This is a genomic window from Paenibacillus sp. sgz302191, assembly GCF_057749925.1.
This window is the reverse complement of record NZ_JBYLHY010000002.1, coordinates 104,674-127,452: the sequence shown is the minus strand read 5'-3', so window position 1 is coordinate 127,452 and position 22,779 is coordinate 104,674. Positions and strand designations below refer to the sequence as shown.

At 52.0% G+C, this 22,779-nt stretch carries 2 pseudogenes; both read left to right on the top strand.

Annotated elements, in window-relative coordinates:
• Window positions 1–64: 64 nt before the first annotated feature.
• Window positions 65–4,558, top strand: a pseudogene (locus tag AC3G2T_RS03095) (SDR family NAD(P)-dependent oxidoreductase); the annotation flags it as partial.
• 513 nt (window positions 4,559–5,071) lie between these two features.
• Window positions 5,072–22,723, top strand: a pseudogene (locus AC3G2T_RS03090) (SDR family NAD(P)-dependent oxidoreductase); the annotation flags it as partial.
• Window positions 22,724–22,779: the final 56 nt, after the last annotated feature.

Genomic DNA, 22,779 nt, shown 5'->3' with positions numbered 1-22,779 from the left:
TCAGGGCGGCTCACATGCAGTTCACCTATCCATCGATACTGTAAAAATAACTCTGCGGGAAACCATCGCTTCGCTCTTGAAGGTGGGAATAAGCGATGTGGACGATGCAATCCTGTTCGATCAGGGGCTGGACGCGGTCCAGCGGACCGAACTGGCCCGGATGCTTCAGCGGGAATACGGCTTTGAGCTTGATCCTGCTGTATTCGCCGAGCCTATTGACTTGCAGAGTCTGGCGGCTTCTCTGATAGAGGAGAACCGCCATGCAATCTCGGAGCACGTGACGCCGCCGCAAGCAGCAACTTCCCCAAATTCAGGGGAAGCTTTCTCGGCAGACTTCAACCAATGGCTAAGGGATAAAGCGGAGGGTTATATCAAGCGATTGCTGTCCCCCGTGATTAAGCTTCCGGCGCATCGCATCGAATCGGATGCTCCGATCGAGAGATATGGAATTGATTCCTTAATGGCAGTTCAATTAACGAGTCAATTAGAATCATCGTTCGGGCCGCTGCCCAAAACGTTGTTTTTTGAATATCAGAACCTTCGGGAATTGACGGCTCATTTCTTGGGGAGCTATCGGCAATCGTTTATGGATGTATTGGGAGTCTCTTCTTATATGGAGACAGGAACTGAACACAAGAGCAAACCATCAGCCATTGCCGATATATCAGAGAAAACCGTTCAGGGGTATGCGGAGAGCGGAGCTCTGGATATTGCGGTCATAGGATTAGCCGGGAAATACCCCGGAGCGAACCATATACAAGAGTATTGGCACAATTTACAGCAGGGCATAGATTGCGTAACGGAGATTCCTTTGGACCGCTGGGATCATAGCGAGAACAGGGGCAGCAAATGGGGCGGCTTTCTGGAAGGTGCGGATCGGTTCGATCCCCTCTTCTTCCAAATAGCGCCGAGAGATGCGGAGACCATGGATCCCCAGGAACGTTTATTTCTGCAATGCGCTTATGAAACGCTGGAAGATGCCGGATATACGCGAAAATCTTTTCAGGCAAGCGCAGACGGAGGCTTGGGCGGGAACGTGGGCGTCTTTGTAGGGGTCATGTACCAGGAGTACCAATTGTACGGCGCGCAGGAACAGGTACGGGGCCGCTCGGTGGCACTCTCCGGAAACTCATCGTCCATTGCCAACAGGGTTTCGTATTTTTTTAACTTTCATGGACCAAGCATGGCGATCGACACGATGTGTTCTTCTTCCCTGACAGCGATTTATTTGGCATGCCAAAGCATCAAAAGCAGGGGTTGTGAATTAGCGATTGCCGGAGGGGTCAACCTCTCCATTCATCCGAATAAGTACCTGGCGCTTGAGCACGGAAAATTCGCATCGAGCAAAGGGAGGTGTGAAAGCTTTGGTCAGGGCGGAGACGGTTATGTGCCTGGAGAAGGCGTAGGCGCTGTGCTTTTGAAACCTTTGGATAAGGCCGTTGCTGATGGAGATCACATATACGGTGTCATTAAAGGGGTTTCCATCAACCACGGCGGCAAGACAAATGGTTATACAGTGCCGAACGTCAATGCGCAATCAGCCGTCGTTGCCAGTGCCTTGAAAGAGGCGGGCGTTGATCCGCGGAAGGTCAGTTACGTCGAAGCGCACGGCACGGGGACCTCTCTTGGCGATCCGATCGAAATCTCAGGATTAACGAAGGCATTTCAGGCATATACCCAGGACAAGCAATTCTGCGCAATCGGTTCGGTAAAGTCGAATATCGGGCATGCCGAAAGCGCGGCGGGAATTGCCGGATTGACCAAAATTTTGCTGCAAATGAAACACGGTCAGTTAGTTCCTTCTTTACACGCGGAAGCGCTCAATCCGCATATCGATTTCGACCATACCCCCTTCTTCGTTCAACAGAAGTTGGCGGAATGGCAGCGTCCCGTCATCAGGGATCGAGAGATGACCGGAGAGTATCCGAGAATTGCAGGCTTGTCTTCCTTTGGCGCAGGGGGATCGAATGCTCATATTGTGATTGAAGAATATATACCGGATAGCCGGGAACGGGCGATGCCTCTCATCACGATACAGAACCCGGCTCTTATCGTGTTATCGGCAAAAAATGAACAGCAGCTCCGCCAGCAGGCGGAACGTCTCCGATTGGCTTTAAGTGACGGCGGCTTCTCTGACGGGGATTTGCCGGATATTGCTTATACGCTCCAGATTGGACGGGAGGCTCTGGAAGAAAGATTGGCGCTGACGGCTGTATCGATTCGTGAACTGGAAGCCAAGCTGAATATGTTCCTGGAAGGCCATGAGGAAGCGGAGGATATGTATCGCGGGCATGTTAAGGCGCACAAGGAATTGTTGAGCTTTTTCGGAGACGATGAGGAGTTGAAAGAAGCTGTTGAGAAATGGATCAAGCGTAAGAAATACGGTACGCTGCTTGATTTCTGGGTGAAGGGAATCACGCTGGATTGGAGTCTGTTATATGGCTCGAACAAACATAAACTGCGTCGCATCAGCCTGCCCACGTATCCCTTTGCCAAAGAGCGTTATTGGGTGCCCGAGGGCGCCATTAGGGAACTCGCAGCGGGAGCGGGATTTATTGCTGCGCTTCATCCGTTGGTTCAACAAAACAGCTCTATTTTTGAGGAAATGCGGTACAGCTCCGCCTTTACAGGTCAGGAATTTTTCTTGAAGGATCATGCTGTGCAAGGGCGGGCTGTTATGCCGGGTGTCGTACATCTGGAGATGGCGCGTGCAGCCGTCAAGGCCGCGTTGGATGGCCGCCCGGCTGATCTTGCAACTGCGGATCAATGGGGGATTCGCCTATATAACGTACTTTGGACGCGTCCCTTGGCAGTAGATAAGCCCGTTCAGATTCACATCCGTTTAACACCGGAGGAAGAAGGGGACATAACCTTTGACATATTCAGTGAGCAGGAGGAACAGGAAGGAGAGCCTGTATGGTACAGCCAGGGAAGCGCCGTTTTGCATCAGGTTCATCACCCCCCTTCCCTGGATCTTCTGACCATTCGGGAATCCTGCTCGATAAACCGATATTCCTCTACGGATATTTATGATACGTTTCGTTCGATTGGTATCGAATATGGTCCAAGACAGCGGGCTATTCAGGAATTGTACGCGGGGCATGGCCAAGTTTTGGCTAAGCTTGCGCTGCCCGAATCCTTGAATCAGACATTAAAGCCCTACATTCTTCATCCGAGCTTAATGGATGCGGCACTCCAAAGTATGCTTGGTTTGGGCATGGGAGATGCCGCGAATATCCGACTTTTGTTGCCTAACGCTTTGCAAGAACTGGACATCTTTGGAGCCTGCGGTTCTTCCATGTGGGCCTGGATTCGATATCAGGTTGACAGTGAAACGGATGTGCGGGGCAATAAAGAGACAATCATGGATATTGATTTGTGCGACCAAGAAGGAAAAGTCCTGGTACGGATGAAAGGTATTTCTTGCGCGGAACTTGCTGGAGTCCGGATTCGGGCAGCCAGGGATACGAAGGATACATTGAGGCTTCATGCGGAATGGCGTAATCAGCCGATTACGTTGCAAGCATCATCGGCTGATTACGGGGATCATTGGATTATTTTATGTGATCCCAAGGCTGATTGGGCAGAACAGATTGAGAGCCGGATGAGCGGAGTCCGCTGTCTTGTTTTGAATTCGAAATTGTCAGGCCCGGCCGAAAAATATCAGAGCTATGCGCTTCAGATGTTTGAACACATTCAAGCGCTGTTGAGAACGAGAACTGAACGCAGCGTGTTCATGCAGCTTGTCGTGCCCTTGCGTGCAGAAAGCCGACTGTGCGCGGCGCTCGGCGCTCTGTTGAAAACAGCGCAAGCGGAAAATCCGCGTATCCGCGGACAAGTCCTCGAAGTCGAGGCGGACATTGGCTCCGACGTTTTGGCAGCCATATTGAACGAGAACAGCCAATTGCCTGATGACGAGCGAATTCGCTATGCGGGCTCTCAACGATCTGTATGTTTCTGGAAGGAAACGCCCATTCCAAATGAAGAACAGGCAATCCCTTGGAAAAAGCAAGGGGTCTATATCATAACAGGCGGAGCAGGCGGTTTAGGGTTGATTTTTGCGAAAGATATGGCGGAGCAGGTCGGCAATGGCGTGTTGATTTTGTCTGGCCGATCCCCGCTGAACGCGGAGAAGCGAGCCAAGCTGAAAGAAATCGAAGCGCACGGAACTCAAGTGGTCTATCGACAGATGGATGTGACAGATCCCGCAGCAGTTGAGGAGCTTATACGTGAATCAGTAAGACGGTTCGGCGGCATCGATGGCATTATTCACAGCGCAGGCGTTACACGCGATGCCTATATGATTCAAAAGTCCGCCGAACACTTCAATGAGGTTCTCGCCCCCAAGGTGGCAGGTTTAGTAAATATGGACGAAGCTGCCGGCGCCATGGATCTGGATTTCTTTATGATGTTCTCCTCGATTGCCGGAGCGGTCGGCAATCCGGGTCAGGCAGACTATGCCGCAGCGAATGCTTTTATGGATGCTTATGCGAATTATCGCAGCAGTCTCGTTTCTCAAGGAAAGCGCAAGGGACGGACACTATCGATCAATTGGCCGCTCTGGCATGAAGGCGGGATGCGCGTGGGAGGCGAGATGGAAGCCATGATGGCGAAGCATACAGGCATGACATCTCTGAAGATCCCTGTTGGTCTGCAGGCCTGTTATCAAAGTCTTGCTTCCGATTGGGCGCAGATGCTTGTATTGCACGGCGACCGGGAAAAATTACGGTATTTTATAGGAGGCTTTGAGAGCAATGAAGAAGCAGAGTCTCCTGCCGATGCCTATTTTGTAAGGATTTCGGAAAAAGTTTCCAGCGGCGAATTAACTGAAGAACAATTCAGGGAAATTATCCTTTTGCGGTAAGGTGAGGTGGGAAACAGAATGGATCAAGATGTGAAAGGGTTATACCGTCAAATCAAAAGCGGGAAGATCACCCATGAACGAGCTGCCAGAAAAATTCAGGAGATGGTGCGGAGCAAGCAAATTCCGATTCTTAATTTTGCGGCCGATCCGGACAGTGGAGCCATTTTCGAGTCAGAACCGGCGCTGCAAACTACAGGAGAAGAACAACTGCGCAAGCAAGCGGTCAACTACATGAAGCATCTGCTGTCTTCGGTACTGAGACTGCCGGCAGAGCGTATTGAAGCAGACGCGCCTATGGAGAAGTATGGCATAGATTCAGTCATGATGATGGAATTAACCGAGAAGCTGGAGCAAAAGTTCGGTTCGTTGCCCAAAACGTTGTTTTTTGAGTATCAGACGATTCAGGAATTGACGAATTATATATGGAAAGTATGCAGGAAATCGTTCATCGGCTTGCTGGATATCGAACTGAAAGCGCCAGCCGTCAAGGAGGCGGAACGCATATCCCCGGAAAAGACGTCAACATCTGCAATTTCCGCGCCGGCCGTCACTCAACGCCGCAAGCGGACTCGCTCCGCTGGTTCCGCGAAGAAACTTTTGGCTGATAAAAAGCCGGAAGCGCTGGATATTGCTATTATCGGGCTTGCCGGGCGATATCCGGGGGCTCGTAATGTTCGGCAATTGTGGGAGCAGTTAAGCCAGGGAAAGGACTGTATAATCGAAATACCCGCTGATCGGTGGGATCACGGTCTCTATTTTGACGAAGAGAAAAATAAATCTGGAAAAACTTATAGTAAATGGGGAGGCTTCCTGGAAGGGGTGGATCAGTTTGATCCGCTCTTCTTCCATATCTCGCCGCTTGAAGCGGAAGGGATGGACCCGCAGGAGCGCCTGTTTCTGGAATGTGTATATGAAACGATGGAGGATGCAGGTTACGCCCGGTCTATTGCCGGAAGCAAAGGAACGAATCTCGGCAAGAGCGGCGCAGTTGGCGTGTATGTAGGCGTGATGTACGAAGAATATCAGTTATATGGAGCTCAGGAGCAGACACGGGGACGCAATGTGGCATTGGGTGGAAATTCATCCTCTATCGCGAACCGGGTATCTTATTTTTTTAATTTTCACGGGCCGAGTATAGCTCTGAACACGATGTGTTCTTCTTCTTTAACCGCGATCCATTTAGCTTGCCAAAGCTTGCAAAGAGGCGAATGCAGCGCCGCCATTGCCGGCGGAGTCAATGTATCCGTACATCCGAATAAGTATTTGCTGCTCGGACAGGGAAGCTTTGTCTCAAGCAAAGGGCGCTGTGAAAGCTTCGGCGAAGGGGGCGACGGCTATGTGCCAGGCGAAGGTGTAGGCGCGATATTGCTTAAACCGCTCGATAAAGCTGTTGCTGATGGCGATCACATCTACGGCGTGATTAAAGGAACAGCGATTAATCATGGAGGCAAAACCAACGGGTATACGGTTCCGAATCCGAATGCGCAGGCCGAAGTCATTTGTCAGGCTTTTCAAGGGGCGGGCATTGATCCTCGAACGATTAGCTATATCGAAGCTCACGGCACCGGCACTTCATTAGGCGATCCTATAGAGATTGCGGGTTTGACAAAAGCTTTTGAAGTCTATACGCAAGACAAGCAGTACTGCTCCATCGGCTCGGTCAAGTCGAACATTGGACATTGTGAGAGCGCAGCTGGAATTGCTGGTATTACCAAAATTTTGCTTCAGATGAAGCATCGCCAGTTGGCTCCTTCCCTGCATGCCAAGCAGCTCAATAAACATATTGATTTTGCAAACAGTCCCTTTGCCGTTCAGCAGAAGCTGGAAACATGGCAGCGGCCTGTTATCGGGCAGCGTGAGCTTCCGCGGATTGCCGGCATTTCATCATTTGGCGCCGGAGGGGCTAATGCTCATATCGTTATCGAGGAGCATATCGCGAACGGCGACGAGCTTGCCCTTCCTTCGTCTAACCCGGATCAACCGGTTATCATTGTTTTATCCGCCCGGAACGAAGAGCGTCTCAAAGAAAAAGCGCGTCAATTGCTTGCTTTTATTGTCGAGCAAGGTCTGTCTGAGCAGCATTTGGTTTCGATGGCTTACACGCTTCAAGCAGGCCGGGATGAGCTGAAAGAACGCCTGGCCATGACTGCAGGCTCGATCCGTGAGCTTACAAATAAGCTGGAAGCTTATCTCGCTGGCGGGCAGGAGATTGAGAATCTGATGCAGGGTCAAGTCAAACCTATTCACGAGGCGATGGCAATCGGGGAAGATGGGGATATCGAGAAAGTCATCGAAAGTTGGCTTGAGGAAGGATCCTATGCCAGGCTGCTTGAGCTATGGGTCAGCGGAGTATCTATAGACTGGAATAGATGGTACAGCGGCAAAAAAGTAAAGCGAATGAGCCTGCCCACGTATCCTTTTGAACGGAAGCGGTATTGGCTGGAGCAGACAAAGCCGATGCCAGCGGCAATAACGGCAGATGAGCCGAATCAACTGCACCCACTGGTTCACGCAAATACGTCCAATCTGGCTGAGCAGCGGTTTCGTTCCACCTTTACGGGACAGGAATTTTTTGCAGCGGGCCATATTGTGCAGGACCAGCGATTGTTTCCCGGCACAGCTTGTCTGGAAATGATTCGGGCCGCTGTGGAGCAAGCGGCAGAAGGCATCGATCCAAGTGGCAAGGCGCTTCAATTGAAGAATATAACCTGGATGCGTCCTATTAAATTCGAGGATCGCCCGGTTGATATCCAAATCGGAGTATACCCTCAAGATAACGGGGAGATTAATTGTACCATATCCAGTGCAGCGGAACTCCCGGCTGCTGAACTGACCGTACACAGCCAAGGAACTGCAGTGCTGCTTGCGCCCATTGCGGAAGCACCGAGATTGAATCTGCAGGCGCTTCAGGCGGCATGCAGGGGCGGATATGTATCGGCTGATGAATGTTATAGCCTGTACAGAAGGATGGGCGTGCATTACGGAGAAGAGCAGCAGGGGATCGAGTTTATTCATGCTGGCGAAGGCTGCGTGCTGGCTCATTTGAAGCTGCCCGTCTCCGCAGCCGATGGGCTGGATTCCTGGGTGCTGCATCCGGTCCTGATGGACGCTGCCATTCAAGCAGGATTGGGCTTGCGGTTGTCCGGCTTCTCGAATCGGACAAAAAGCGGGGCGGCGTCCCTGGCTATGTTCACTCCGTTTGCTCTGGAGGAGCTTGTCATATATGGGCGCTGTCTGCCTAGTATGTGGGTGTCGATTCGTTACAGTGAAGACGGGTCGAACAGGGATAGAGTGGAGAAGCTTGACCTTGACCTGTGCGATGAGCAGGGAACTGTTTGTGTGCGGATGAAAGGCTTTTCGATGATTCGCAAAGAGGGGAGCACGTCAGCTTCTTCCCAGTCGGATCCTGCCGCTGTAGCTTCTCAGAAGCATTCGGAGGCGCTGCTGCAGCAGCCGGTGTGGGACGTTGTCTCTATAGCGGATTGGGGGACGGCGTCTCCATACCCAACCGATCATGTGCTGTTGATTGGCGGCACTGCCGATCAGCGAAACGCCATCAAACTCAGCTATCCTGGGTTGCAAGAGCTGTTTGTACAGCCTGGCGCGACGATCGAAGAGATCGCCGCTCAGTTAAAAGCACTGCCGGCTATAAAGCACATCATCTGGATCGTTCCTCATTCCGACCTTGTCTCTTACGCTTCCGACGCTGTTATTCAGAGCCAGCAGGAGGGGGTGATTCAACTTTTTCGATGGGTCAAATCGTTGCTGAGCCTGGGATTCGGGTCTAAGGAACTGTACTGGACAATCTTGACAACCGGGACACAGGCGGTTCATCCGCAGGATGCGGTACATCCAACTCATGCAAGTGTTCACGGATTTGCAGGTTCCCTGGCAAAAGAATGGACAGAATGGAAAATTCGCCTGATTGATTTGGAGCCGGATTCAGATATTCCTTACGGCCAAATGACCATGATTCCGCCAGACCCGCAAGGAAATGCGTGGGCTGTGCGCAATCGGCAGTGGTACCGTCAGAAGCTGCTGAAGGTGTACGGTATTCATGCACCTTCGTCCACCGTGTACCGAAAGAATGGGGTGTATGTCGTCATTGGCGGAGCCGGAGGCATCGGTGAAGCCTGGAGCGAATACATGATCCGCACCTACCAGGCCCGAATCGTATGGATCGGCCGACGAGCGCAAGACGACAGCATCAGCGCTAAGCTCGATCGATTGGGCAATTGGGGCCCGGCACCTGTATATCTCGCTGCGGACGCAAGTGATTATCAGGCTCTTCAAGCCGCTTATGAAGATATCAAAGCGAGGTACGCTGTCATTCATGGGGTGATTCACTCGGCCGTCGGTGCACTGGATCAAAGTTTGGCCCAGATGAACGAATCCCGGTTCCAGGCGGGACTGTCTGCGAAAATAGACGTAAGTGTACGAATGGCGCAAGTCTTTGGAAGAGAACCGTTGGATTTTGCCCTGTTTTTTTCATCGATCGGTTCTTTCGGCAAGCCGCTCGGACAAAGCAGTTACACAGCCGGCTGTACGTTCGCGGACGCTTTTGCTCTTCAGCTCAGGAAAGAATGGTCTTCTTCGGTCAAAGTGATGAACTGGGGTTACTGGGGCGACATCGGGATAGGAAGCGCAGTCCCGCGAGCCTTTAAGAACAGGATGGCGCAAAGCGGAATCGGCTTTATCGAGCCGGCTGACGCCATGATCGCTTTGGAAGCGCTGCAGGCAGGACCCATCGATCAATTATCGTTGATCCAATTGGATCAATCACGGGCCCAGCAGTATGCGGATGAGGATGAATGGCTGGAGGTATACCCCGAACAGCGTGCAGTATCCGGTTCGAGTATTCGAAACTTGATGCCGCAGGCGGGGCCGCAAGTGGAACAGTTGATAGCCAATGGGGCTGCCTTAAGAGAAGGGATGGATCGTTTGCTTGGCCGACTGCTTTGGGGCGAGCTGCAGCGAAGCGGGATACTCGCGGATCAAAGTAGACTACTGGATATGTACAAGCGTTGGTTCGAGGAGAGTATGTCGCTTCTGACGAAACATGGAATATTCCCGCAAGCAGGTAATTACGACAGCGCTTACAGGGATTCTTTAAACGAAGGGGATGCAGCTTGGCAGGAGCAAAAAGAGCGATGGCGGGAAGAGACGAACTTGAGGGCCCAATTGTCGCTGGTGGAAGCAGCGCTGCAAGCACTGTCGGATATTTTAACAGGCAAACGTCCGGCCACTGAGGTTATATTTCCGAATTCTTCGATGGAGCGTGTAGAAGGTATCTACAAAAATAATGAGGCAGCCGACCACTTCAATGAAGTGCTTTCCGATACGGTCATTGCCTGTATCCAGGAACAGCTGCGGCATGATCCCGACGCACAGATTAGTATTCTTGAGATTGGAGCTGGAACAGGGGGGACGAGCGCCATTGTTCTGGACAAGCTCAAGCCGTATCGCAACCGCATTCGGGAGTATGCGTATACGGATCTTTCCAAAGCCTTTTTGATGCATGCCGAAAACGAGTACGGTTCCGATCATCCTTATTTGACAACTCATATTGTGAATGCAGAACAATCGCTGTTCGAGCAGCTTGTACCAACCGACAGCTTTGATATCGTTATAGCGGCTAACGTGCTGCACGCGACCAAAGACATTCGCCAAACGATTCGGAACGTGAAGGCGGCTTTAAAGTCCAATGGCTGGATTGTAATGAATGAGCTTAGCGCCCATTCGTTATTTACCCATTTGACTTTCGGCCTTTTGGAAGGCTGGTGGTTGTACGAGGATGCAGAAATAAGAATTCCGGGCGGGCCGGGAGTATCCTCGACAGAATGGAAAAATCTATTGGAACAGGAAGGATTTAGGGATGTTTTCTTTCCCGCAGCAGATGCGCATGAGTTGGGACAGCAGATTATAGCAGCTTCCAGCGACGGAATGATTCGCATTCGACGCAAGCATGAATCAGGGCAATCTCCCCAGATCGGCGCCGAAGAACGGACCCGCTCCGCTTTGCGCGAAAATAAACAGAATAAGCCGGATGTTTGGCAAGATTTATTGTTGGAGAGAAGTTTGAGCTATTTCAAGAAATTGATCGGCGATACCCTGAAAATACCGACGCAGCAAATTGATCCGTCCGAGCCATTGGAGAACTACGGCATTGATTCGATTCTGGTTGTTCAGATGACCGACACGCTTCGCAAAGCATTCGGAGAAGTAAGCAGCACCCTGTTTTTCGAATACCAAACTTTGGATGCGGTGATTGACCATTTTATCCGGACGAGGAAAGAGAAGCTGGCAGCCCTGCTGGGATTAGAACAGAACGAGCTTGAGGCACACAGCGATGATGCGGCGGCTGCGCCAAGGGCTGTTCCTTCAGCTCCGAAGCTTCTTGGCAAGGAGAACAGACGCTTTATTCAAGTAACAGAGCCGGCGGGCACTGGGCTTTCGCCTTCTCGCGAACCGATCGCAATCATCGGGGTCAGCGGACGATATCCGCAAGCAAACAATCTGGATGCTTATTGGGAGCAGTTGCAGAAGGGGGCCGATTGCATAACGGAGGTTCCCGCCGATCGGTGGGCGATGGATGAACTGTTCGAAGCAGATCCGAAGAAAGCGGCAGAGGCTGGCAAAAGCTATGGCAAATGGGGCGGATTCATAGACGGCTTTGCCGAATTTGATCCCTTGTTTTTCAATATTTCCCCGCGCGAAGCATTAAGTATGGACCCGCAGGAACGGTTGTTTTTAATGTCGTGCTGGGAAGTTATGGAAGATGCCGGGTATACAAGGGAACGTTTGGCCAAACACTTCAATCGCCAGGTCGGCGTTTTCGCAGGCATTACTAAAACGGGATTTGATTTGTGCGGGTCGGAAGACTGGAAAAGAGAGGAGCGTATTTATCCTCATACTTCCTTCGGTTCGGTGGCTAATCGGGTCTCCTATCTGTTAAATCTGCAAGGCCCCAGCATGCCGATTGATACGATGTGCTCTTCCTCATTGACCGCTATACACGAAGCTTGTGAGCACCTGCATCGACAGGAATGCGAGATGGCTATTGCGGGCGGGGTGAATCTCTATTTGCATCCGTCCAGCTACATCGCTCTTAGCGCGCAGCAGATGCTTTCCGCAGACGGACAATGCAAAAGCTTCGGTCTGGGCGGCAACGGCTTCGTACCGGGGGAAGGCGTCGGTACCGTGCTGTTGAAGCCGCTGTCGCGGGCGATTGCCGATCAGGATCACATCTATGCCGTTATTCGCGCTACAGCGATCAATCATGGGGGCAAAACGAATGGTTACACGGTTCCTAATCCAATGGCACAAGGCGAGCTTATTCGCAAAGCACTGGATAAAGCGGGCATCCATGCTCGTACCGTGAGCTATATGGAGGCGCACGGAACAGGAACCGAACTGGGCGACCCGATCGAGATCGCTGGACTTACGCAGGCGTTCGGAAAAGATACGCAGGAAACCGGATTTTGCTCCATCGGCTCCGTTAAATCGAATATTGGCCATTTAGAAGCAGCTGCTGGCATCGCGGGCTTGACCAAAATTATTTTGCAAATGAAGCATCAAAAGCTTGTTCCTACGCTTCATGCGGAGCAATTGAATCCGAACATTCATTTTGCCAAAACGCCTTTTACCGTGCAGCAGAAGCTTCAAGAGTGGAGAAGACCGTCGGTCATCCTTCATGGAGTTGCACGGGAATATCCGCGCATCGCCGGCATTTCTTCTTTTGGAGCGGGCGGGGCTAATGCGCATGTCGTGATTGAGGAATATATACCGCGAACGGAAGAGCGTCCCTTATTCGCTGTTTCACCGGACCAGCCTGCGCTTATCGTCCTTTCTGCCAAAAATGAAGGGCGCCTTCGGGAACAGGTTCTGCGTTTGAACGCCTATTTGGAGAAGCATCTTCTGCAGGATGCAGCTCTTGCCGATATCGCCTACACCTTGCAAACAGGGCGCGAAGCGATGGATGAACGTTTGGCCTTGATTGTATATTCAATGAAGGAATTGAAGGAGAAGCTGCAAGCTTTTATAGAAGGTCAGGAAAGTACCGAATATGTATATCGCGGACAAGTGAAGCGCAATAAAGAAACGATGGCTCTGTTTGCCGACGATGAGATGCAGGAAGCCGTAACCCGCTGGATCGCGCGAAAGAAATATACGAAGCTGCTGGATCTGTGGGTCAAGGGGCTTTCCCTGGATTGGGATCAATTTTATGGAGATGCTCAGCCTCGCCGCATTCCTTTGCCGACGTATGCATTTGGTAAGGAACGGTATTGGATGCCTGAGGATCAGGCGAACACAAGGAGCAGAGCGTTGGTTCAGGGTGTGGAATCCCGCTTGCATCCGCTGCTTCACCGCAATACTTCCGATTTGGCGGAGCAGCGGTACAGCTCCAGCTTTACAGGTCATGAATTTTTTCTCCGTGATCATCGCGTAAAAGGCAGCCGCGTTTTGCCGGGTGTGGCCTATCTGGAAATGGCCAGAGCTGCAGTCGTTGACGCGCTGGGGAGCAGCGTGCAGGGTTCGATGTTGCAACAGAATCAAATCGAGAGAATGCGGCTCAAGAACATCGTATGGCTGCGGCCCGTCATCGTCGATGAGGAAGAGACCGGCGTTCATATTGCTCTGTGTCCAGAAGATAACGGAGAAATTGCTTTTGAAATTTACAGCCTGCCCCGCGGGAATGAAGCGGAGGCAATTGTTCATTGTCAGGGAGTGGCAGAAGCAGGCGCTCCGGCGATCCAGCCGAAGGCGGATCTGGCAAATCTGATGCATGAATGCAAAAACGGGTTTATTTCTCCTGAGCTGCTCTATGAAGCTTTCCATCAGATGGGGATCGAATATGGACCGGGTCACCGCGCCATTGAATCTTTGTACATGGGAAACGATCTGTTTTTGGCCAGGCTGTCTTTGCCCTTATCGGCATCCGATCAGGATCAGGCTTACGTGCTGCACCCAAGCCTGATGGACGCTGCCTTGCAAGCACCGCTTGGTTATTTCCTCAGTTCCGCAGGCGGAGCAGTGCCTGCCCCGGTGAAGCCTGTGCTGCCTTATGCTCTGCAGGAGCTGGAAGTGATATGCGCATGCACGAGCTCAATGTGGGCATTAATCCGGCACAGTCAAGGAAGCAAACCGGGCGATAAACTGCAGAAGCTCGACATCGATCTGATGGATGAAACGGGTCAAATTTGCGTGCGAATGAGAGGATATACAACTCGCGTTCTGGATGAGGAGGGAGACCGTGCAGATACGGCGGTTCAAACAGCGACTTTGTTGTTTGAGCCGGGTTGGGACGAACAGGCGATTGAACCCGCTGTGCAGGCTTCTTTTGAGCAGCATGTGGTGTTGATTTGCGAGCAGGATAACAATCTGGCGGCTTGGCTTGCACAACATATGAATGAAACAAGCTGCATCCATCTTCATTCGGAAGAGGACAGCCTCGCTGAACGCTTTCAAGCGTATGCGGCTCAGATATTGGCACAGCTGCAGGCGATTCGGAACAACGGTTCCAGCGGCAAAGTGCTGATTCAGCTTGTCGGCTCGTGCAGGAATGAACAGCGGCTGTGGACCGGCCTGTATGGACTGCTGCAAACAGCCCAGATGGAGAATTCCAAAATTGTGAGTCAATTGATTGAAATGGAGCCCGAAGCTGCTTCGGAAGTCTGGAAGCAGAGGCTGCTGGAGAACCGTGTACGTCCAACGGACGGACGGGTTCAATATCGCCAAGGTAAACGCCGTGTAGGCGTTTGGAAGGAGATAGAGGCGTTGGATCATACGCCAAATTATCCCTGGAAGGACCGCGGCATTTATGTCATTACAGGAGGTGCGGGCAATCTCGGGCTTATTTTTGCTGCTGAAATGACCCGGCATGTGGAAGGGGCCGTAGTTTTTTTGACAGGACGGTCGCCGCTTTCCGCAGATATGCAAGCCAAGCTGCAGAATCTGGCGTCTTCCGGCAATCAGGTTCACTACAGGCAGGTGGATGCAGCGGATCAAGAAGCCGTTGTTGCTTTCATCGATAAGATCGTACAGGATTATGGCCGATTGGATGGCATTATCCACAGTGCAGGTCTCATTCGCGATCAGTACTTGCATGTGAAAAGTCAGGAACAGCTGCGCGAGGTTATGGCTCCCAAGGTGAACGGCCTGATCCATATCGATGAGGCCACCCGCGGACTTCCGCTGGACTTTTTTATGATCTTCTCCTCTTTGGCTGCCGTGATGGGGAACTTGGGACAGGGCGATTATGCGGCTGCCAACGCTTTTATGGATGCTTATGCCGGATATCGGGTATCGTTAGCCGAGCAGGGTCAACGTCATGGTCAAACGATTTCGATTAATTGGCCGTTGTGGCAGGAAGGCGGGATGCAGGTGCCTGCCCAGACCGGGCAATGGATGGAGGATAATCTGGGGATCGTACCGCTGCCGACGCCATCGGGCATACGAGCTTTGCTTCAGGGATTCGCCGCAAATAAAAGCCGGATTATCGTTGTGAATGGGCGGCCGGCGCCAATCAGGCAAAAGCTGTTTCCGCCGCGCGTTGCTGCGGCAAAGCCGATTGCCGCAACCGCTTCATCCATCGGACAAAACGCGGTTGGAGATGCAAAGAGCTTGCCGGACAAGCTGCTGGCCGCTCTAACGGCAGCGATTTCCAAATTGCTTAAAGTGAACGGCGATGATATCGATATCCATACCGGGCTGAGCGAATATGGGTGTGATTCCATTTCGTTCACTCAATTCGCCAACGATCTGAATCGGGATTTCAAGCTTGAATTGGCGCCTACCGTCTTTTTTGAGTACGAAACCTTGGCGAGTCTGGCTGCCTATTTATTGGAGGAACACGGCCCTAGTATTAGGGAAAAGTTTGCCGAATCGATTGGAAGCCCCGGCGTTTTACGGGCTGCGGGGGAAGAGGAGAGCTTGACCGGTTCAACCGGACAGATCAACCAAGCCGCGTCTGTTTCTTTCGCAACTCGCCGCGGCCGCCGATTTGCCAAGCTTCCCGAGGTTTCTTCCGAAAGAAAGGCAGCTGCCGCCGCCGATTCGGATGCCATCGCGATTGTAGGTGTAAGCGCCTGCTTCCCGATGGCCCGGGACATCGATGAGTTCTGGAGCAATCTGGCCGAGGGCAAAGATTGCATTCGTGAAATCCCCGCTGATCGGTGGGATTGGAGAGCTATTTACGGCGATCCGGCGAAAGAAGAAAATAAGACAAATATCAAGTGGAGCGGTTTTATCGACGGTGTGGACGAATTTGATCCTTTGTTTTTCGGGATTTCTCCGCGCGAGGCCGAATTAATGGATCCTCAGCAGCGGCTGTTGATGACCCATGTATGGAAGGTGATCGAAGATGCGGGAATGTCACCGCAAAGTTTATCGGGTACGAAAACGGGGATTTTTGCAGGAACATCTTTCAGCGGCTACAGCAGTCTGATTTCCAAGGCTCAGCTTCCCGTAGACAGCTATTCCTCAACCGGGCTTGTTCCTTCTGTAGGACCTAACCGAATGAGCTTTTTTCTGAATATCCACGGGCCGAGCGAACCGATTGAGACCGCCTGTTCAAGCTCTTTGGTTGCTATTGTGCGTGCGGTGAGCGCGATTGAAAACGGCAGTTGCGAGATGGCAATTGTCGGAGGGGTGAATACGATCGTTACGCCGGACGGGCATATCAGTTTCAACAAAGCAGGTATGCTGGCGCATGACGGCCGTTGTAAAACATTTTCCGATGAAGCTAATGGATATGTCCGCAGCGAAGGCGCAGGCATGCTCTTCTTGAAGAAGCTGAGCGCAGCCGAGCGGGACGGCAATGTGATTTACGGATTGATTCGGGGAGCTGCCGAAAATCACGGCGGCCGGGCGACTTCATTGACGGCTCCGAATCCGAAAGCCCAGGCCGATCTGCTCAAAACAGCCTATACGCAAGCAGGCATTGATCCGAACACGATCACTTATATAGAAACACACGGCACGGGCACGGAGCTTGGAGATCCGATTGAAATTAACGGGCTCAAATCCGCCTTCCAGTCTTTGCATGAAATGGCGGGAAGTTCACCGAGGCCGGAGGCTTACTGCGGCTTGGGCTCCGTCAAATCGAATATTGGACACGCTGAGTTGGCTGCGGGAATTGCCGGAGTAATCAAGGTGCTGCTGCAGCTTAAACATCGGACATTGGTAAAAAGCCTGCACTGTGAGACGATCAATCCATATATCCAATTGAAAGACAGTCCCTTTTACATTGTGCAGGAAAAACAGGCCTGGATGGCCGTGAAGGATAAGGATGACAATGAGCTGCCCCGGCGAGCGGGCATAAGCTCCTTTGGCTTCGGAGGCGCCAATGCGCATGTGGTGCTTGAGGAATATGTGCCCAAGCATCCTGCTGATCGCCGGACTGCCGCAATCACACCTGACGCCCCCGCGGTTATTGTGCTGTCGGCTAAAAATGAAGATCGCCTTTATGAGCAAGCGAAGCAGTTGTTAGCTTTTTTGCAAAAAAGACAGATCGATGACGCCGCCTTGGCGGATGTCGCTTATACGCTACAGACAGGGCGTGAAGCGATGGAAGAGCGTCTGGCTATGACGGCTTCCTCCGTCCCTGAATTGGAACAGCATCTCCAAGCATTCATACAAGGCGGCGAAGGCAGCGGATTATTGTATCGAGGGCAGGCTCAACGGATTCAAAAGCTGATTGCCCAGTTCGGCTCGGAGGAGGAGACCAGGAACTCTGTAACGCGATGGATGGAGCAACAAGCTTACGCAAACGTGCTGGAACTGTGGGTCAGAGGACTTTCCGTGAACTGGAGTCAACTGTACAAGGAGGGCAAACCGCGTTTAATCAGCTTGCCGACGTATCCGTTCGCTAAGGAACGCTACTGGGTGCCGGATGCCAAGAAAGAGTATGGCAGCCAATCTAACGGGACTTTGGCGTTCCTGCATCCGCTGCTGCATCGCAACACCTCCGATTTTTCGGAACAACGGTTTGAATCGCTTTTTACAGGACAGGAATTTTTCTTCAAGGATCACCGAGTCAACGGGCAAAAGGTTTTCCCGGGCGCAGCCTATTTGGAAATGACTCGCGCTGCCGCGGAGAGATCGCTTGGCGGACCCAACGAAAGCCCGGGAAGCGATAGGACGGATATCCTGTATTTGAACAATATCGTCTGGGCAAGAGCGGTTACGATCGCTGAGGAGCCCGCCAGCCTGCATATTGCACTTGTTCCCACGGAAGCCGGCCAAGCGGCTTTTGAAATTTACAGCGCATCGGATGGCAGTAACAACGAACGCATCGTACACAGTAAAGGATTAGCCGTATGGGGCTATGGAGCAGCTGTGGAAAAGCGGGATTTGCCGGCTTTGCAGGCTTCGTGCAGTCATACCGAAATAAGCCGGAGCCGCGTGTATAAAACGTTTAAGGCCATCGGAATCGACTATGGTCCGTCCCATCAAGGCATTGAAACCCTTTATATCGGAAAGGGGCAAGTTTTGGCCAAACTGGCTTTGCCAGGACCCTTTGCAGTCGGTTCGCATGAATTTGTGCTCCATCCCGGCATGCTGGATGCGGCCTTGCAGGCAACGATTGGCTTTTTGTTGGGTTCGTATGCTGAAGAGGACATGCCGTTAATCCGTCCCATCGTCCCATTTGCCCTGCAGGAGATCGAAATCAGGGGGGCATGTACGGCTTCGATGTGGGCTTTGATCCGTTACAGTGAGGGCAGCCATCCCGAGAGTTCGCTCCAAAAGCTCGATATCGATATGATGGATGCCGATGGAAGTACGCGGATACGGTTGAAGGGATACACTTCTCGTGCATGGGACAGTGAATTGCAACAGGCTGCGGATAAGAATGGAGCCGAGCCGTCGTTGTTTGCGCCGGCCTGGACAGAGCAGGCGGCCAAGGCCGGGCAAGATGTCGAATATGACGAGCATCTGGTCATGATGTGCGAACCGGAACATCCTCTGGAAGACGATTGGAAATCTCGCTTTAACCGTGTTCGCTTTATTGTCCTGCAATCGCAGGAACAGGGCGTTGCTGACCGGTACAAGACGTATGCGGAATGGATACTTGAAGAGATTCAGGCGCTCTTGAGAAAGCCTTCCGCAGGGAAGGTATTGATTCAGCTTGTCTTCTCAACAAAAAAGGAACAGCAGCTTTTCAGCGGTTTGTTCGGGCTTCTGCAAACAGCTGCCTTGGAGAATCCGAGAATAACCGTGCAATGTATTGGCGCGGAGTCGACCGAGGACGTATTTATTTCCAAATTATTAGAAATAAACGCAGGCACTTTGGACATGAGAGTTCGGTATGAAGCGGGTAATCGGTATGTGGGCAACTGGGCAGAAGTGGATCGCCCCGGACAACTGGCAGCCCTGCCATGGAAGGATCGCGGCGTCTATGTCATCACAGGCGGAGCCGGCGGTTTGGGTCTGATCTTTGCCAACGAAATTATCCGCCGGGTGAAAATGCCCGTCCTGCTGCTTGCCGGCAGCACTTCTTTGAAGCCGGAGAAGCGAGACAAGATCAGAGAGATGGAAAAGCTCGGCGCTAAGGTTGCTTACCGGCAAGTCGATATCACGAAGGCTCACAGCGTAAATGAATGGATTCATGAGATACAGCGGGAATATGGCAGAATTGATGGGATCATCCATTGCGCCGGCATCATTCGCGATAATTATTTGTTGAAGAAAACGCAGGATGAGCTGCAGGAAGTTCTCGCTCCGAAGGTTAGCGGTGTGATGCATTTGGATGAAGCGACCAAGGATGAAACGCTCGATTTCTTTATTATGTTTTCTTCCTTGGCGGCAATGGCGGGAAGCGCCGGCCAAGGCGATTATGCCGCCGCGAATGCATTCATGGACGCTTATGCGCACTATCGTTCCCAACTGGCGGCAGAAGGCCGACGTCAGGGACGCTCCCTATCGATCAATTGGCCGCTGTGGCAGGATGGCGGGATGCAGGTTGAGCCCGATCTAGCGAGAATGATGCGTCAGCACACGGGCATCGTCAGTCTGGAGACAGAAGCCGGCCTTCAGTCTTTCTATCGAAGCTGGGCCGCGGAAGGGAGTCAGGTATCGGTAGTGGCTGGCCATCTTCAGCGTCTGCAATCCGCGATGTTCCGGCAGCCCTCGCCGCCTGTGGAGCAAGCACAAGCAGCTTCCAAGCTGTCAGAGGTTGCGGTTCATCCGGACGAATTGCGGGAAAAAGCGGTTCATATGTTGAAGCAACTGCTCGCTGCTGTTATCAAACTGCCGGCGAATCGGATTGATCCCATGATGCCAATGGAGAAATACGGGATTGATTCCTTGATGATCATGCAGTTGAACAACCAATTGGAAGAGACCTTTGGTTCCCTGTCTAAAACACTCTTTTTCGAATATCAGACGTTAGATGCATTGAGCGATTATTTCCTTGAAAACCATCGGGCGCAGCTGCTGAATCTGTTAGAGATTCAACAGCCGCAGCCTGTTTCAGAGGGAGCTGTCACTCACACCGCAGCCTCAGACCCGGTAAGCCGCGAGAAGGTGGAGAGGATCGGCAGTAAGCCTGAGCGATTCGTTCCTTCCCGTCGAGACGAGAAGGAAGCAAGGTCATCCTCTGCATTGGACATCGCGATTATCGGTGTAGCCGGCCGTTATCCCGGCGCAGTCGATATTCAGCAGTTCTGGAGCAATTTGCGGGATGGCAAAGACAGTATCACAGAAATTCCGCAGGAACGCTGGGATTATCGTTTATATTACGATGAAGATAAGACGAAGTTGGGTAAAACGAACAGTAAGTGGGGCGGTTTCATGGAAGGCGTAGATCGTTTCGACCCGCTCTTTTTCCACATCTCGCCTCGAGAAGCGGAAATCATGGACCCGCAGGAGCGTTTATTCCTGCAATGCGCATTTGAAGTATTGGAAGATGCCGGTTATACCCGTGAAGCTTTAAGTAAGCGTTATGGGAATGGCTATGGCGGCAACGTGGGCGTATACGTCGGAGTGATGTATGAAGAATATCAGCTTTACGGAGCGCAGGAGCAGACGCAAGGCCGTTCTATCGCTCTTGCAGGAAGTCCGTCATCAATTGCCAATCGGGTATCGTACTTCTGTAACTTTCACGGTCCGAGTATGGCGATTGATACGATGTGTTCCTCTTCTCTTACGGCGATCCATCTGGCTTGCAATGCGCTCTTGCGCGGCGAATGCGAGCTGGCGCTTGCCGGCGGTGTGAATGTATCGATTCACCCGAATAAGTATTTGAATCTGGGTCAGGGCAAATTCGTTTCGAGCAAGGGCAGATGCGAGAGCTTCGGGGAAGGGGGAGACGGGTATGTCCCGGGGGAAGGAGTGGGCGCATTACTGCTCAAGCCGTTTCATCTGGCGGTCGCTGACGGCGATCAGATTTACGGAGTGATCAAGGGAACTGCGGCTAACCACGGCGGCAAAACGAACGGATATACCGTTCCTAATCCGAATGCCCAAGCTGATGTCATTGCACGAACATTGAAAGAAGCGGGCATTGACCCAAGAACGGTGAGTTATATCGAAGCGCACGGCACGGGAACATCGCTTGGCGATCCGATAGAGATGACAGGATTGACCAAATCTTTCCAGAGGTACACGAAAGACAAGCAGTTCTGTGCGATTGGCTCGGTGAAGTCTAACATCGGGCATTGCGAGAGCGCAGCGGGGATCGCTGGGGTAACGAAAGTACTACTACAGATGAAGCATAAACAGCTTGTTCCTTCGCTGCACGCAGAGACGTTGAACCCGAACATCGACTTTGGCAAGACACCGTTTGTCGTTCAGCAAAGGCTGGAGGAGTGGGTGCGTCCGCAAATCAGCATAAACGGAGTTATGAAGGAATATCCGCGAAGAGCAGGCGTTTCCGCATTCGGGGCCGGAGGCTCTAACGTCCATATTCTTCTTGAAGAATATGTGCCTCAAAGCCGTCAGCATTCTCCGCAGCCTGCCATGGGGCAGCAGCCTGTACTCATTGTGCTGTCCGCCAAACAACCGGAGCGGCTGCGCGAACAGGCAGATCGATTGCTGCATGTATTGCGGCAACAATCGATTTCTGACAACATGCTCGCTGATATCGCGTACACGCTGCAAATCGGAAGGGAAGCTATGGAGGAGCGCCTGGGCATTGAGGCTGCTTCATCGGAAGAGCTTAAGATGAAGCTGGAGGCTTTTCTGGAAGGCAACAACGCTGTGGAAGGCCTTTATCCGGGGCATCGAAAACGAGGGCAAGAGGCATTTCTCGCTTCGGCCGACGAGAGCTCGGCTCCTGATATACCCGGATTGCTTCAACAACGTAAATATGGTGAAGTTCTGGCGTTGTGGAGCAATGGGGCATTTGTGGATTGGGAGGATATGTATGGCGGCGGCATACGGCAGCGAGTCAGTTTGCCCACGTATCCTTTTGCCAGGGACCGCTATTGGGTTCCTGCGATGAGTGACAAAGCGGATATGGAGTTTACCGGCCGTACTCTTCCGCTCCATTCCGGCGATCAGAAAGAAACTGAGGCCGAGGAACAGGTTGCGCTGTACCCGGAAACGGTTGCCTCTGTGTTTCAGAACATGAAGCAGCAACTGAAAAGCGCAGTGAAGCCTTTGGATTTGTCTGCTGCTTCCCCGCAAGCGGCAGAGTCGGAGATCGGGGAAGTGCGCTCTCAAGTGCAGGAGGTTCTCGTACGGTACTTATCTGAATTGCTTGAGGTCAGCGACGAGTACTTGGATGTTCATGTGGAGTTGGATGAGTACGGATTCGATCAAATCAAACAGGTCGAACTTATTCAGAGATTAAATCAGACCTACGAACTGGATATGACACCGGCTATTTTCTTGGAGTATCCGACAATCCTTAATCTTGTCCAATATTTGTTAATTACTTACACCGAAAGATTGACAGCCTACTATCAACGGTT